General features: G+C 41.7%; 13 protein-coding genes. 3 read left to right on the forward strand and 10 right to left on the reverse strand.

The window, feature by feature from the left end; genetic code table 11:
- Window positions 1-40 precede the first annotated feature (40 nt).
- Complete coding sequence (locus tag FBF75_RS04705; RefSeq protein WP_136944484.1) at window positions 41-1,240, reverse strand: globin domain-containing protein; 1,200 nt, start codon at window positions 1,238-1,240, stop codon at window positions 41-43.
- Between the two features lie 183 nt (window positions 1,241-1,423).
- Here FBF75_RS04705 and FBF75_RS04710 point away from each other — a divergent pair, with 183 nt between their 5' ends.
- Both FBF75_RS04710 and FBF75_RS04715 read left to right on the forward strand, forming a co-directional pair.
- Complete coding sequence (locus FBF75_RS04710; protein WP_035392563.1) at window positions 1,424-1,855, forward strand: Rrf2 family transcriptional regulator; 432 nt, start codon at window positions 1,424-1,426, stop codon at window positions 1,853-1,855.
- A gap of 160 nt (window positions 1,856-2,015) precedes the next feature.
- Window positions 2,016-3,491 carry a catalase gene (locus FBF75_RS04715; RefSeq protein WP_035703421.1) on the forward strand — a complete coding sequence of 492 codons (1,476 nt, stop codon included), beginning with the start codon at window positions 2,016-2,018 and terminating at the stop codon, window positions 3,489-3,491.
- 45 nt (window positions 3,492-3,536) lie between these two features.
- On the opposite strand, the gene FBF75_RS04720 is transcribed toward FBF75_RS04715, so the two are convergent.
- Window positions 3,537-3,920, reverse strand: coding sequence for a YqzG/YhdC family protein (locus tag FBF75_RS04720; protein ID WP_136944485.1), 384 nt, complete (start codon window positions 3,918-3,920; stop codon window positions 3,537-3,539).
- Window positions 3,921-4,048: 128 nt separating this feature from the next.
- On the opposite strand from FBF75_RS04720, the gene FBF75_RS04725 reads away from it, so the two are divergent.
- Window positions 4,049-4,297: a YhdB family protein gene (locus FBF75_RS04725; RefSeq protein ID WP_008349000.1), complete on the forward strand. Its 249-nt coding sequence runs from the start codon at window positions 4,049-4,051 to the stop codon at window positions 4,295-4,297.
- Between the two features lie 162 nt (window positions 4,298-4,459).
- On the opposite strand, the gene FBF75_RS04730 is transcribed toward FBF75_RS04725, so the two are convergent.
- The 8 genes from FBF75_RS04730 to FBF75_RS04765 form a co-directional block, all read right to left on the reverse strand.
- A complete protein-coding gene (locus tag FBF75_RS04730; RefSeq protein WP_052321031.1) occupies window positions 4,460-5,110 on the reverse strand; it encodes a response regulator in 651 nt (216 codons plus the stop codon).
- Window positions 5,107-6,252 (reverse strand): GAF domain-containing sensor histidine kinase, encoded by a 1,146-nt coding sequence (locus FBF75_RS04735; protein WP_052321030.1) that lies wholly within the window; start codon window positions 6,250-6,252, stop codon window positions 5,107-5,109. Before FBF75_RS04735 ends, FBF75_RS04730 begins: the two co-directional genes overlap by 4 nt.
- Window positions 6,253-6,403: 151 nt before the next feature.
- Entirely contained in the window at window positions 6,404-8,149 is a 1,746-nt protein-coding gene (locus tag FBF75_RS04740; RefSeq protein ID WP_046343060.1) for a phospho-sugar mutase, read from the reverse strand.
- A gap of 144 nt (window positions 8,150-8,293) precedes the next feature.
- A complete protein-coding gene (gene glpD / locus FBF75_RS04745; protein WP_017360355.1) occupies window positions 8,294-9,955 on the reverse strand; it encodes a glycerol-3-phosphate dehydrogenase in 1,662 nt (553 codons plus the stop codon).
- Between the two features lie 139 nt (window positions 9,956-10,094).
- On the reverse strand, window positions 10,095-11,591 hold the full coding sequence (gene glpK / locus FBF75_RS04750) for a glycerol kinase GlpK (protein ID WP_007497075.1): 1,497 nt from the start codon (window positions 11,589-11,591) through the stop codon (window positions 10,095-10,097).
- A gap of 15 nt (window positions 11,592-11,606) precedes the next feature.
- Window positions 11,607-12,422, reverse strand: coding sequence for an MIP/aquaporin family protein (locus FBF75_RS04755; RefSeq protein ID WP_008349011.1), 816 nt, complete (start codon window positions 12,420-12,422; stop codon window positions 11,607-11,609).
- Window positions 12,423-12,637: 215 nt separating this feature from the next.
- Complete coding sequence (locus tag FBF75_RS04760) at window positions 12,638-13,195, reverse strand: glycerol-3-phosphate responsive antiterminator (RefSeq protein WP_079920238.1); 558 nt, start codon at window positions 13,193-13,195, stop codon at window positions 12,638-12,640.
- 163 nt (window positions 13,196-13,358) lie between these two features.
- A complete protein-coding gene (locus FBF75_RS04765; RefSeq protein ID WP_136944486.1) occupies window positions 13,359-14,696 on the reverse strand; it encodes an aspartate aminotransferase family protein in 1,338 nt (445 codons plus the stop codon).
- Window positions 14,697-14,840: the final 144 nt, after the last annotated feature.

A 14,840-nucleotide genomic window follows, 5' to 3' on the forward strand; every position in this document is an offset into this window, starting at 1 on the left:
TATGAGCGTACTTAATAAAACATGATGTTCAGCCAGTTGTTTAGACGACTTCCATCTCTTTCATAGACTGCCCGCCGAACGATTCATAATGGATATTCTCTTCTGGGATGTCCATCGCTTTTAAACTAAGGATCATCTCTTGAGTAAATGCTGGGGAACCGCAAACATAAAATTGGCCTTTCCCTTCACCAATGACTGATTGGAGGAATGGCTGGTCAATACGGGAAGCCGCCTTCTCAACCAGCTCACTCTTTACACTCTTTTCAAATTGTTCGTTACAAAGGATAATACGCCCCTCTGGAGATGAAGTGAGAACATGTTCAAACTCTTGTTCAAAAGCGGTTACATCCTCTAGTCTGTCTGCATGAATCATCGTGAATGGCTGATTGTTATGCGACGCTGTTTTCACTAAACCAATCATTGGTGTGACACCAGAACCGGCACTAATCAAATAAACGGGTTCTTTTGTGTCATCTTGCAAGCAGAACATTCCCTGCGGCATACTGACGTGAAGAATATCGCCTTCTTCCATTTCATCATGCAGGAATGTGGAGACATGCCCATCTCGTTTCACGGTGATGCGATAGTAAGATGGGTGATATTGATCTGATAAACTGTATTGTCTGCTGCATACATAGGCTTCACCCGGCATATCTACCTGCACCGTAATGTATTGACCAGCATCATACATTGGCAGCTCCGATTCATCCTCTGGTACGAAATAAAATGAAATGAGTGATGGAGATTCTTGTTTCTTTTTCTTCAGAATAAATGGTTTGACATCTGCCCATCCACCAGTTTGTTTCACATTTTCAGCCATCATTTCTGCCTCAATGGTGATGAATATATTCGCAATGATGTCATATGCAGCCTTCCAAGCCGACAATGTGTCATCTTCCTCTGATAACCCAAATACCTCTTTCATTGCTTCAAGAAGGTGATATCCGACGATTGGGTACTGCTCTTTTTTCACCATGACACTGACATGCTTATGGGCAATTTGTTTCACAGCAGGAAGCAAGTCTGCCAAGCGATCAATGTGCAGTGCAGCTTGATAGAGTGTTGCGGCAAGCGCCTCTGGCTGACTTCCATTCATGAGATTTGTTTTATTAAACTGATTGAGTAGCTCTGGGTGCTGTCTGATCATATTTTGATAAAAAACAGTCACAAGTTTTGTTCCCTCAGCTTTTAGAAGAGGGGCTGATTGTTTAATGGCATTCATTTGATCTGTGGATAACATCGTTATTCCTTCTTTCGAAAGATGTATTTTAAATACATCTTTATCGTAATGGATGACAGCTTATAAAAGCAATATTTAAAATGCATGTTTTAAATATTGTCACATTTAGTACTTTCTCGAACAGTTTTTGTCTAAAATGTGTTACGATGATACAAAACTCTATTAGGTTTAGAGGTCGTCCAAATGAAACTTACGAATTATACAGATTTCTCATTAAGGGTACTCATTTATTTAGCTTCGAGAGAAAACAATGAACTGTCAAATATTCAGCAGATTGCCGATATTTATGGCATTTCGAAAAATCACCTGACAAAGGTCATTTACCATCTTGGAAAACGTGGTTATGTAGAAACGATCCGCGGAAGAAATGGTGGGATTAGGCTGGGGAAAAGCCCAGAAAGCATTAATATTGGTGAGGTTGTCCGCTATACAGAGGATGATTTAGTCATGGTTGAATGCTTTGATCCGAAGAAAAACAGCTGTATTATCTCCCCGATTTGTTCATTAAAGCACGTACTTCATGAAGCACTCACTGCTTATTTAAACGTTCTTGACCAATACACATTAAGTGATTTAACACAAAACAAAGATGCTCTAAGAGAGCTTCTGCTCTAAGGCGAAAGAATTTATTTCTTTCGTCTTTTTCTTTACCTCCTTGTAATAATAATTTATTTAAAATTATTATAAATAAATATTGACTATCATGTTTGATTCAATATAATTAGGGTATATAGATTGCTAGAAACCATTTTTTGTTTACAGGAGGAGAAAAAGAATGACAAATTCTAATCATAAAAATTTGACAACGAATCAAGGCGTGCCAGTTGGCGATAATCAAAACTCAAGAACTGCTGGTCACAGAGGGCCTTCATTTCTTGATGATTACCATTTGATTGAAAAACTTGCACACTTTGACCGTGAACGTATTCCAGAGCGTGTTGTTCATGCAAGAGGCGCTGGCGCTTATGGTGTGTTTGAAGTAGAAAATAGCATGGAGAAACATACAAGAGCAGCTTTCTTAAGTGAAGAAGGAAAACAAACAGATGTTTTTGTCCGTTTCTCAACGGTTATTCACCCTAAAGGTTCACCTGAAACATTACGTGACCCTCGTGGTTTCGCTGTCAAATTTTATACAGAAGAAGGCAACTATGATCTAGTTGGGAACAACTTGCCGATCTTCTTCATTCGTGATGCACTCAAATTCCCTGACATGGTTCACTCTCTTAAGCCAGATCCTGTAACCAACATTCAAGATCCTGACCGTTATTGGGATTTTATGACGTTAACACCTGAATCCACTCACATGCTCACATGGCTCTTCTCTGACGAAGGTATTCCTGCGAACTACGCTGAAATGCGCGGTTCTGGTGTTCATACGTTTAGATGGGTAAACAAATACGGAGAAACAAAATATGTGAAATACCACTGGAGACCATCAGAAGGCATTCGCAATTTATCGATGGAAGAAGCTGCAGAAATCCAAGCAAACGACTTCCAGCATGCGACAAGAGACTTGTATGATCGTATTGAAAAAGGAAATTATCCAGCATGGGATCTTTACGTTCAGCTTATGCCGCTCAGTGATTATGATGAACTAGATTATGATCCATGTGATCCGACGAAGACGTGGAGCGAGGAAGATTATCCGCTGCAAAAAGTGGGCCGCATGACACTGAACCGCAATCCAGAAAATTTCTTTGCTGAAACAGAGCAATCTGCTTTCACGCCAAGTGCCCTAGTACCAGGAATTGAAGCATCTGAAGACAAACTGCTTCAAGGTCGTCTGTTCTCTTATCCTGACACGCAGCGTCACCGCCTAGGTGCAAACTACATGCGCATCCCAGTGAACTGTCCTTATGCGCCTGTACACAATAACCAACAGGATGGCTTTATGACAACAACTCGTCCAAGCGGTCATATTAACTATGAACCAAACCGTTATGACGATCAGCCAAAAGAAAACCCTCACTACAAAGAAAGTGAACCCGTTCTTCACGGTGACCGTATGGTGAGACAAAAAATTGAAAAACCAAACGATTTCAAACAAGCTGGAGAAAAATATCGAAGCTACTCTGAAGAAGAGAAACAAGCATTGATCAAAAACCTGACAGCTGACTTGAAAGACGTAAATGAAAAAACGAAATTACTTGCGATCTGCAACTTCTATCGTGCAGATGAAGATTATGGACAGCGTTTAGCGGATTCACTCGGTGTGGATATTCGCTCATATCTTCAAGGAAGCATGAAATAAATCTTCTTTTCAGCTGGAGCACCTCTTTTTAAAAGAGGTGCTTTTTTATAACCGAAACACGTTAATACTAATCAAATGACCCGTCACCGGATGAAAATAAATTTCTGCATGTGCTGCAAATCTTGTGGAGCCTTCCTTCACGGTCACGCGAAACACATCTTTTGTTTGATCTTCATTCACTTGTGTACGTCCAATGTAATGATAATCGTTTAAAGCGGCGCCTTCATATTCATCTTGCAACGCAGTATACGCAAGTCTTTCCCAATTCTCTGCCGGCTGCACAGCTGCTTGTGAAGATGGATGAACCATGAGATTGCCGAATAAAACAATTCCTACTGCAAAAAGCATCCATAATTTCGGGTGCATAATATCAATATTCTCACTTTCATGTCTATTTTGTTTAGGTTTTGCTGGTTGGTTCTTTTTCATACATCAAGCATTTATTCAGCCTATAATTCCCGGTACCCTGTTTATGCAGACACCAACTTTTCCCCTGAAAAAGTCGACCTGATCCGAGCAAACTAATGAGGACTTCTCAAGGGAAAGGAGAAGGTTTAATGAATGTGGCAGATTATGATAAGGCACTTTATTATACGCATCGCTCGCAATGGGATAATTTACTTATTCTTATGGTCCGTACGCAAGATGATTTGCTCTCGAAACGTATTGAGCATTTCTTACATGCGTATCAATTTAACCGGAACGATGCAGATGTTGAAAAATGTTTATATGGACTCCTGCAGTATATCGACCATGCTTCAGAGGCAGCCGTTGCTGAAGCATATGCAGAACCGATGTACACATAAAGGAAAAGGTTGATTTTGGATTGTTGACAAAAGGCTAAAATGAACTTCCTTTTAGCACTTTGTTTTCTTTTCAGCCTTTTACTAACCGCCTTTCATAAAGAAGAAAAGACTTCATGAGAAATACTCATGAAGTCTTTTGGAATGTCCACCAATGCTCTTCTTTTACAACAGCTCTTTCGGCTGATTTTTTTGATAATCTACTGCATAGAGAGCGGCCTGAGTTCGATCTGCCAGCTCTAACTTTGATAACACATGAGACACGTGAGTTTTCACAGTCTTTTCAGAAATAAACAGCGATGAGGCAATTTCTTTGTTACTTTTCCCTTTTGCGATTTCAAATAAGACATCACGTTCTCTATTGGTCAGTTCGTTCATCAATGCCCATTTCTGCTCTTTAGGTTCAGTTAGATGCTGGATGAGAAACGTCGTAATATGACCGTCTAATTGATACGTACCATTTTGCACCTCAATCATTGTCGTGAGAAGCTTTTCAGGTGCTACATCTTTGAGCTGATAAGCCTTCGCTCCCGCTTGAATAGCAGGGATGACATAGTCCTTATCTGCATAGCTTGTCAGGATAACAATGCGGACTTCCGGCATGTCGAGTGTCATTTGCTTTGTTGCCTCAATTCCATTCATCACAGGCATAGAAAGGTCCATCAAGACAATATCAGGATTCGTTTGCCTGACTACCTGCAGTGCCTCTTCCCCATTGGATGCCTCACCGACGATGTCTACATCTGGCTGAGTTTGCAAGAAAAAGACCAGCCCTTTTCTGACAATATGATGATCATCTGCAATGACTACCCTCATGACAACCCCTTCCTTTCTTGAGAAAATGGGACTTTCACATGAATCGTGGTTCCTTTACCTAGCTCAGAGTTGATACATAATGTACCTCCTGCTCTACGAATACGTTTAGCCATCCCTTTCAATCCAAGTGAAGGAAGACTCATTTGTTCATCATACCGAAATCCCTTTCCCTGATCGATGATTTTCATACCAAACGTGTCTCCTGATTGCTCCAGTTTGACCTCTACTTTCTCAACGCCCGCATGCTTTTGGCAATTATTTAGAGCTTCTTGGCATACACGAAATAAGGTTTCGTGCTTTGAATGATCTATTTCCATACAGCCTGATAAAGACAATGAACAATTGAGACCTAATAGCTGTGCATACTCTTCAATCGCTGTCGTAAATCCTTTTTCAAGCCCTTTTGGTCTTAACTGCCAGATGAGTGATCGCATTTCAATGAGGGCATCTTGTGATAAATGCTGAATAAAATCAATCATTTCACCTAATTTTTGATCACTTGTCATTTGACGCGCTGCCTTTGCAGTCAAACTCACGGAAAACAGCATTTGATTCACAGAATCATGTAAATCCTGCGCAAGCCGGTTTCGTTCTTCTAGCAGTGCATGCTGCTGCTCATTTTGCACAAGCTTCATACGCTGAATAGCCGTACCAATTTGCAGTGCAATACTTTCAAGCAGATTCAGCTCCTCCTGTGTAAATGTGACCTTCCCTTTTGCCGCCACATTTAATAAGCCAAACGTACGCTTACATGCTTGGAGAGGAACGGTTGCATGATGGGTAATTCCTTCTGTATCTCCAAGCTTTTGCTCAATCGCCGTTTCAATCCGTTTACAATTGATGATATTGGTCGCTGATTGCAGTGAGCCTTTTGTGTAACGGTTGATGCAATAGCAATCGTTTTGACACATCAATTGCTTTCGATCCTTTGCCAGCGCTTCAGGTAAGCATACTTCTGCCATTAGTTCATACGATCCGTCTTCTTCTATAAAATAAATCCATGCTGTTTGAAAGCCTGTCACTTCCATAAGCATATGAAGCACTTCATGAAGCGTTTCCTTCATTTCCATCCCTTCATTTAGCTTTTCAGCAATTTCTTTTAACGTTTTTAATGTTTTGACTTTTTCTTGGTAATCTCCCATCGTGTGTACCCCCGGCTTTTACTGCCTCTCTGATCAATATGTTGATTATACCATGAGCATCTGTGCGGCTCTTTCTCAAAAAGGATGATTTTTTCTCATCCTTTTGACTGAGAAAAAGCCATCATGCATGACATGATGGCTTTTTGATGTATTATTTAGCTGTTTCTTCCACAATGTCATAGACGACTTTCATGACTTCTTCTGATAAGTGTTTCAGCTTTTCTTCGCTGTCAGTTAACGATGTGCCTTTGACTGCAATATAAAATTTGACTTTAGGCTCCGTACCAGAAGGTCGTAAACAAAACCATGAGCCATCTTCAAGGAAATATTTCAGAACGTTTGATGCCGGCAGATGAATCGTTTCTTCTTTCTTTTCAGCCACAAGGTGCCTTTGACTTGATTGATAATCCTCAATGACCATAATGCGCTGACCAGCGATAGAAGCTGGCGGGTTTGATCTAAAGGTATGAAGAATAGCAGAAATCTGCTCCGCTCCTACTTTCCCCTTTAAGGTTAACGACTTTAACCCTTCTCTGTAAAATCCAAATTCCTTAAAAATATCAACAAGCGCATCATATAATGACTTGCCTTGTTTCTTATAAAAGGCTGCGACTTCAACTGCTAATAACGCAGCTTGAACTGCATCTTTATCTCGTGCAAAATCACCGATCAAATAGCCGTAGCTTTCTTCATAGCCAAATTGAAACGTGTATTCTCCACTTTCCTCGAACTGCTTGATTTTTTCTCCGATAAATTTAAAGCCAGTGAGCGTATCAATCGTGTCAGCTCCAAATGCTGAGGCAACAGCACGCCCAAGCTCACTTGTCACAATCGTTTTCATCACAACGGGGCGAGGCGGCAGCTGACCTAGTTTTTGTTTTTCAGATAATAAATAATGAAGTAGTAAGGCGCCTGTTTGGTTGCCAGTCAAAACGGTAAATTCACCATCATGATTTTTCACAGCGATACCTAATCGATCTGCATCTGGATCTGTCGCAATCAACATATCAGCATTTTGCTTTTCGCCAAGCTTGATGGCGTATTCAAAAGCGGCATGCTCCTCTGGATTTGGAGACGTAACCGTCGAGAATTGCGGATCTGGTTTTTCCTGTTCAGGTACAACCGTCACATGCTTATAACCAAAAGCCTGAAGTCCGTTTCGGACAGGTTTATTCGCCGTCCCATGAAGCGGGGTAAACACCACTTTGACATCGACTTCTTTTGCAAGCTTAGGGTGCACACGAATCGTTTTTAATTTTTCCATATACGCTTGATCGATTTCTTCACCAATCATGCGGATCAAACCATTTTGCTTCAATACTTCTTCTGATTCCACTGAAATGGCTAATTCATTTTCGATGGCATCTACTTCTTTAATGACTTGATCTGCTTCAAATGGGGGCATTTGGCCTCCATCTTCTCCATAAACTTTATAGCCATTATATTCTGGCGGATTGTGACTTGCTGTCACAACAATCCCTGCAAAGGCATTCAGTTCTCGAACTGCAAAAGAGAGTTCTGGTGTCGGACGCAGTTCGTCAAATACGTATGTTTGAATGCCATGTGAAGCTAGTGTTTTGGCCGCTTCCATCGCAAATTCAGGAGATTTATGGCGTGAATCATAGGCAATGGCGACGCCTCTTTTTTTTGCATCCTCTCCATGTGCTGCAATATACGCAGCAAGACCAGCAGATGCTTTTCGAACAGTGTAAACATTCATTCGGTTCGTTCCAGCACCAATTTCTCCGCGCATTCCTCCAGTACCAAACTCAAGGTTTTTGTAGAAGCAGTCTTCAAGCGCTTGATGATCATCTTGATGTGCCTCCAGCCATTCCCTTAGTTCAGTATCCAGGTGCTTCTCATTGATCCAACGCTCATAATTCGTATTCCAACTCATGGTCGTCCTCCCAGCTCTTATCATCAATAAAATAACATCTACTGTTATTTTATATGGAATTATCCTTCATGTCATGTTATATCATGAACATATGAAAAAACGATGAACAAAATAAAAAAAGCCGATACACGATCGGCTTTTTACTTATTCAGCATCAAGCGGTACGACTGCTTCATGGAATAGTCGGTCTAATTCAGTTTGATGTTTCTGTTTTGTCGCTTCATCCCAGCCAAAACGATCTGCCATATAGTCAACAACAGGCTGTGCATACGTTTTTGCCCAATTGATATTAAATAATAGGCTGCCTGTTCTTCTCAAGAAGAAATCAACAGGTGTAACAGCCAATTCTTCTTCGATCGCATAGACAAGTTCAGCCAACACATATGCGGGAATGTTTCGTTTGTCTGCTTCCCCTTGAAGCTGCTCTACACGCTTGAAGACATTGCTGACGTTTGAGCCATATTTCTCAGCTAATTTTTGTGCAATCGGTTCTGTCAAACCAACGGATGCTCCTTCTGCCGTTTTCGCTTGAACAAAGGATGCCATATTTTTCGAACCGCCTACATGCCCACCTGAAATTGGCATATGTTTCGTTTTACATGGTCCGAAATCTTTTCCAGTTTCCTCTTTCAGTCCATCACGTACAAGATTCACAATGTGTTCAGCCATTTTACGGTAACCTGTTAATTTACCGCCGGCAATCGTGATTAAGCCTGAAGATGATGTCCATACCTCATCTTTACGAGAAATTTCTGAAGGATCTTTCCCTTCTTCATGAATGAGTGGACGAAGACCAGCCCAGTTAGATTCAACGTCTTTCTCTGTAATGTTAAGATCTGGGAACATATATTGAATGGCTTTGATCACGTAATCACGATCTGCTTTTGTCATACGCGGATGTTCCAGCTGTTTTTTGTAAACGGTATCTGTTGTTCCCACGTACGTTTTTCCTTCTCTTGGAATCGCAAAGACCATTCGTTTATCAGGTGTGTCAAAGTAGATTGCTTGTTTTAATGGGAAAACAGATTGATCAAATACTAAGTGAATTCCTTTTGTATGCTGTAAATGTTTCCCCTCTTTTGAGTGGTCCTTGTCTCTTAGCTGATCGACCCATGGACCTGTCGCATTGACGATTTTTTTCGCATATACATCGTATGTTTTCTGTGTTGTGACATCTTCAATGACAACACCGACAACTTTGCCTTTATCATAAATAAATTCTTTTACTTTCGCATAGTTGACCGCTTCTGCCCCGAATTTCACAGCCTCTTTCATGACTTCAATTGTCAGGCGTGCATCATCTGTACGGTATTCAACATAGTAGCCCCCGCCTTTTAAGCCATCCTTTTTCACAAGTGGTTCTTTTGCAAGTGTCTCTTTTGCACTTAGCATACTTCTGCGTTCACTATGCTTAACGCCAGCTAAAAAGTCATATACTCTAAGTCCGATTGAAGTTGAAAACTTACCGAATGTCCCGCCTTTATGCATCGGAAGAAGCATCCATTCTGGCGTTGTCACATGAGGACCGTTTTCGTATACGATGGCACGCTCTTTACCGACCTCTGCGACCATTTTCACTTCAAATTGTTTTAAATAACGAAGTCCACCGTGCACTAGTTTCGTTGAGCGGCTAGACGTACCCGCTGCGAAATCCTGCATTTCCGCAAGACCGACACGCATTCCACGTGAAGCCGCATCAAGTGCTGTACCAGCGCCAGTAATACCCCCACCAATGATAAACACATCATATGGTTTTTTTGTCATGTCCTGAAGCATTTGTTCTCTTTCTAAGCTAGAAAAAGTCATCTCTTGTTCCTCCCATGTTGTACGGTAAAGAAAAAGAGACCGCAAACACCCAAAGCGTATTTCTACACTTCGGTGCTTGCGGTCTCTCCAGTTCTCCAACCGTTCTATTAACTTACTTGAAGTATACCATACTTTTTGTTTATTTGAAAGCTTGAGCTGCTTTTACAGCCTTTTTCCACCCGCTGTATAACGAGTCACGGCTGTCTTCTTCCATTTTAGGTTCAAAGCGCTTGTCAAGGTTCCATTGTTTTGCAATGTCTGAACGGTCGTTCCAGAAGCCAACTGCTATTCCCGCAAGATAGGCCGCACCGAGTGCCGTCGTTTCATTAATTTCTGGACGTTCTACTGGTACATCGAGCAAATCACTTTGGAAGCCCATTAAGAAATCATTCTTTACAGCCCCGCCATCGACGCGCAATGTTTTAAGTGAGATGTTTGAATCTTTTTCCATCGCATCTAAAACATCTTTCGTTTGATAAGCAAGTGATTCTAACGTTGCACGAACAAAGTGCTCTTTAGAAGTACCGCGTGTTAAACCGAATACAGCGCCTCGGACATCACTATCCCAATATGGTGTGCCTAAACCAACGAATGCTGGTACGACATATACGCCGTCTGTTGACTCAACGCGCTCAGCATAAGCTTCACTGTCTTTTGAGTCTTTAAACATTCTAAGTCCATCACGCAGCCACTGGATCGCTGAGCCAGCAACGAAAATACTTCCTTCTAAAGCATATTCAACTTTGCCGTCAATGCCCCATGCAATCGTCGTTAACAATCCATGATCCGACTTAATTGCTTTTTCCCCTGTATTCATCAACATGAAACATCCTGTACCATATGTGTTCTTCGCCATTCCTTCTTCAAAGCAAGCCTGACCGAATAACGCAGACTGCTGATCTCCTGCCGCTCCTGCAATCGGAATATTTTTACCGAAGAAGTGATAGTCTGTTGTTTCACCATAAATGTGTGATGATGGTTTGACGTCTGGCAGCATGGAAGCTGGAACACCTAAGATATCAAGGAGTTCTTCATCCCATTTCAGATCGTAAATATTGAACATTAACGTTCTTGATGCATTTGAATAATCTGTCACGTGTGATTGACCGCCAGTCATTTTCCAAATGAGCCATGTATCAATTGTGCCAAACAGCAAGTCACCATTTTCTGCTTTCTCACGAGCACCTTCGACATTGTCTAAAATCCATTTCACTTTAGTACCTGAGAAATAAGCATCAATGAGTAGACCCGTTTTATTTCTAAACGTTTCATCGTGCCCTTGCGCTTTTAGCTCATCACATATACCAGATGTTTGTCGTGACTGCCAAACAATTGCATTGTAAACAGGTGCGCCTGTATGTTTATCCCAAACAACAGCTGTCTCACGCTGGTTCGTAATTCCGATACCGGCGATTTGATCTGCTTCAATTCCTGATTCGATTAAAGCAGTTGAAATAACTGATAGAACAGAGCTCCAAATTTCATTTGCATTGTGTTCTACCCAGCCTGGGTTCGGAAAATATTGATTGAATTCCTTCTGAGCTGTATGGGCAATTTTACCTTCTTGATCAAATAAGATCGCTCTTGAGCTTGTTGTCCCTTGATCTAATGCCAGAATATATTTTTCTTTTGCCATGGTGTTTTCCTCCCCTTACATACTTTCATTGACAGCATTTGTCTGGTTTTTCGTAGAAACATAGAGTCCTAACAATACCACAACTAAAATAACGCTTACAATCCAAAAGGCTGGTGTGACGTTCGCTTTAAAGGCTGCATTATAGAAAACACCGCCAAATGCACCACCCAAAATTGGACCAACAACAGGAACCCAAGCATATTTCCAATTTGATGGACCTTTACCTGGAATCGGCAGAATGGCATGTGCGATTCTTGGACCTAAATCACGTGCAGGGTTAATTGCGTAACCAGTTGTACCACCTAATGAAAGACCAATTGCAACAATTAAGAAACCAACAATCAACGGATTAACTCCGTCTGCAAATTTATTTGCACCAATCGCTAAAATTCCTACCACCAATACAAATGTACCAATGACTTCACTGAGCACGTTTGCAAAAGTATGCGGAATCGCAGGACCAGTTGAGAATACGCCTAGTTTTGCACCTGGATCGTCTGTCGCTTTCCAGTGCGGTAAGTAATGTAAGAAGACAATAATAGCTCCGAGTAATGCGCCAAGCATTTGACCGACAATATACATTGGAACATCAGCCCAAGGAAAACTTCCTTCTAATGCTAGACCTATTGTCAGCGCCGGGTTTAAATGTGCACCGCTGATTCCTCCAGTGGCATAAGCTGCAATCGCTACTGCAAATCCCCATCCGAAAGCGATTACAATCCAGCCGGACTGATAAGCGAGCGATTTCTTTAAACTGACTGCCGCACACACACCGCCTCCGAAAATAATCAGAAGCATTGTACCAACGACTTCACCCCAAAATGGTGTCATGAAAAATTCCTCCTCTGGTTCAGTTGCCATCCCCTATAAATGTGTAGAAAAGATAAAGAAAAAAGATCCACAACAAACATACTTTACATCAGGGTCATTTGTCACCTAGTAAAGCGTCGTTGTGGATCTCCGTTTCTCCATCACATGATATTAACTTAGTGCTATAGTATCAGAGGATGAAAACGTTGTCAATCAATTTTCACATTTTATCTTTTTCACTTTTGAAATGCTTTCCAAAGCTCTGTATTCGATGTGGTGACAGCTGTCGCCCCTGCTGCAAGCGCCCTTTCTACATCGTCTTTTGTTCGGATAAATCCTCCTGCAAATATTGGTATTCCAGCTCTTTCGCGCACTTCTGTAATTAAATCTGGCACGACACCTGGCAATACTTCAATAAAATCTGGACGATGTTTTCCGACAAACTCCATGCTTTTTTCCATCGCACTTGTATCAAGTAAAAACATTCGCTGGATGGCATATACCTTTTTCTGCTTGGCTTTTACTATGACAGAAGACCTAGTAGAAATAATGCCAGCTGGTTTCATTTCCTGACAAATAAATTCCGTTCCGTACTCATCATGTTTGATTCCGTGAATAAGATCGACATGGACAAACATTTTTTTATGATGCGCATTCGCCTCATTCATGATGCCCTTAAGCCGCCCTAAATGAACATCTAGTAAGACCCCATATGTAAATGGACTTTTTAAAAATTCCTCAAATTGCTTCATATTGCGAACAGCAGGTAGAATGGGTTGATCATGAAAACTCATATGCCGTCTCCTTCTCGTGTGTATTGGTTCTATCTTCTCCTTACAGTAATAGAATCGCATGTTTTTTTCAATACACCTAGTGTGCCCATTGACCATTCAGCCTAGCAAATCGATCAAAACCTGATCCTTTCAGGGCATAGAAAAAAGCAGAGAAACCTCTCTGCTATAATTGTGCCATGCTTTCTTTTAAAGTATGAATAATGAATGAGGCGTCTTCATCAGTGATATTTAGCGGTGGGGCGAGCTGTGCCACGTTATTATAGCCAGCCACTGTATCGCCATTTTTCCCGATGATCAATCCCCGCTTTTTACATTCTGCAATCAATTGACCGACTACACTTGGATCAGCTGGCTTTTTTGACGCCTGATCCTGCACAAGCTCAATTCCAAACAGCAGGCCTTTTCCTCTCACATCACCGACAAATGGATGCTCTTTTAACTCTTGCAAACGTTCGAGCATGTCTTGGCCAAGCGTGCGTGACCGCTCCACTAATTGCTCGTTTTCCATGATCTCTAAGTTAGCAAGCGCAACCGCACAGGAAGCAGGGTGACCGCCAAATGTATTCACATGCCGTAGCCTGTCATACGTATCTTCTCCTGCATACGCTTCATAAATGTCTCGTTTCACGCACGTTGCAGATAGCGGTAAATATCCACTTGTGATCCCTTTTGCCATGGTGATAATATCTGGTTTTACCTCCTCATGCATAAATCCAAACCGCTTTCCTGTCCGGCCAAAGCCGCATATCACTTCATCCACAATGAGGAGCGCCCCATGATCTTCACAGATTTTTTTCACCTTCTTCAAATATCCTTTTGGCGGCATTAAGATACCGCCTCCTGTAATCATCGGCTCCATGATGACGCCAGCAATGGTCTCACTTAATTCCCACGTCATCGCTTGATCGATTGCATCAGCACTTGCCAAGCTCTCTTGATCTTCAGGATGCCGGTACATATCAGGCGGTGCGACATGGATGAACCCCTGCCCTAACGGTTCATATTTGTACTTGCGCTGCGCTTGACCCGTTGCGGCTAGAGCTGCTGCTGTATTGCCATGATACGATCGATATCGGGAAATGAATTTTGTTCGTGTACTCTCTCCCTTTTGCGCATGATATTGTTTGGCTATTTTAAATGCCGCTTCGTTCGCTTCAGAACCACTGTTAGAAAAGAAAATCACATAGTCCCCGCCTAGCCATTCATTGAGCTTCTCAGCCAGCTGAATCGCTGGCACATGGCTTTGTGTCAGTGGGTAGTAAGGCATCGTATTTAATTGCCTATACGCCGCTTCTGCAAGCTCTTTACGTCCATATCCGGCATTTACACACCACAACCCTGACATCCCGTCTAAATAGCGATTTCCATGAATATCTGTCACCCATGCGCCTTCTGCCTCATGAATCACCATACTTTCATTTTCTTTGTTTGTCCCTTTCATATGATGCCAAATGAACTGATCATCTTTCGCCTGAAGATCTTGTGCGTTATGTGTTTTCATCTTCCCACGCCCCCATGTATCCGTTTTCATCATCAAAGAAGCTTAAACCGGTCCTGCATATGACCTCTCCATTCATTATATGGATAAAAAGTGAGGCATATGAAACTGAAACAAGACCGCCCGTGTCGTTACTCTCATTATAAA

The sequence above is a fragment of the Bacillus sp. S2(2019) genome (assembly GCF_005144805.1).
Classification (GTDB): Bacteria; Bacillota; Bacilli; order Bacillales; family Bacillaceae; genus Bacillus; species Bacillus altitudinis.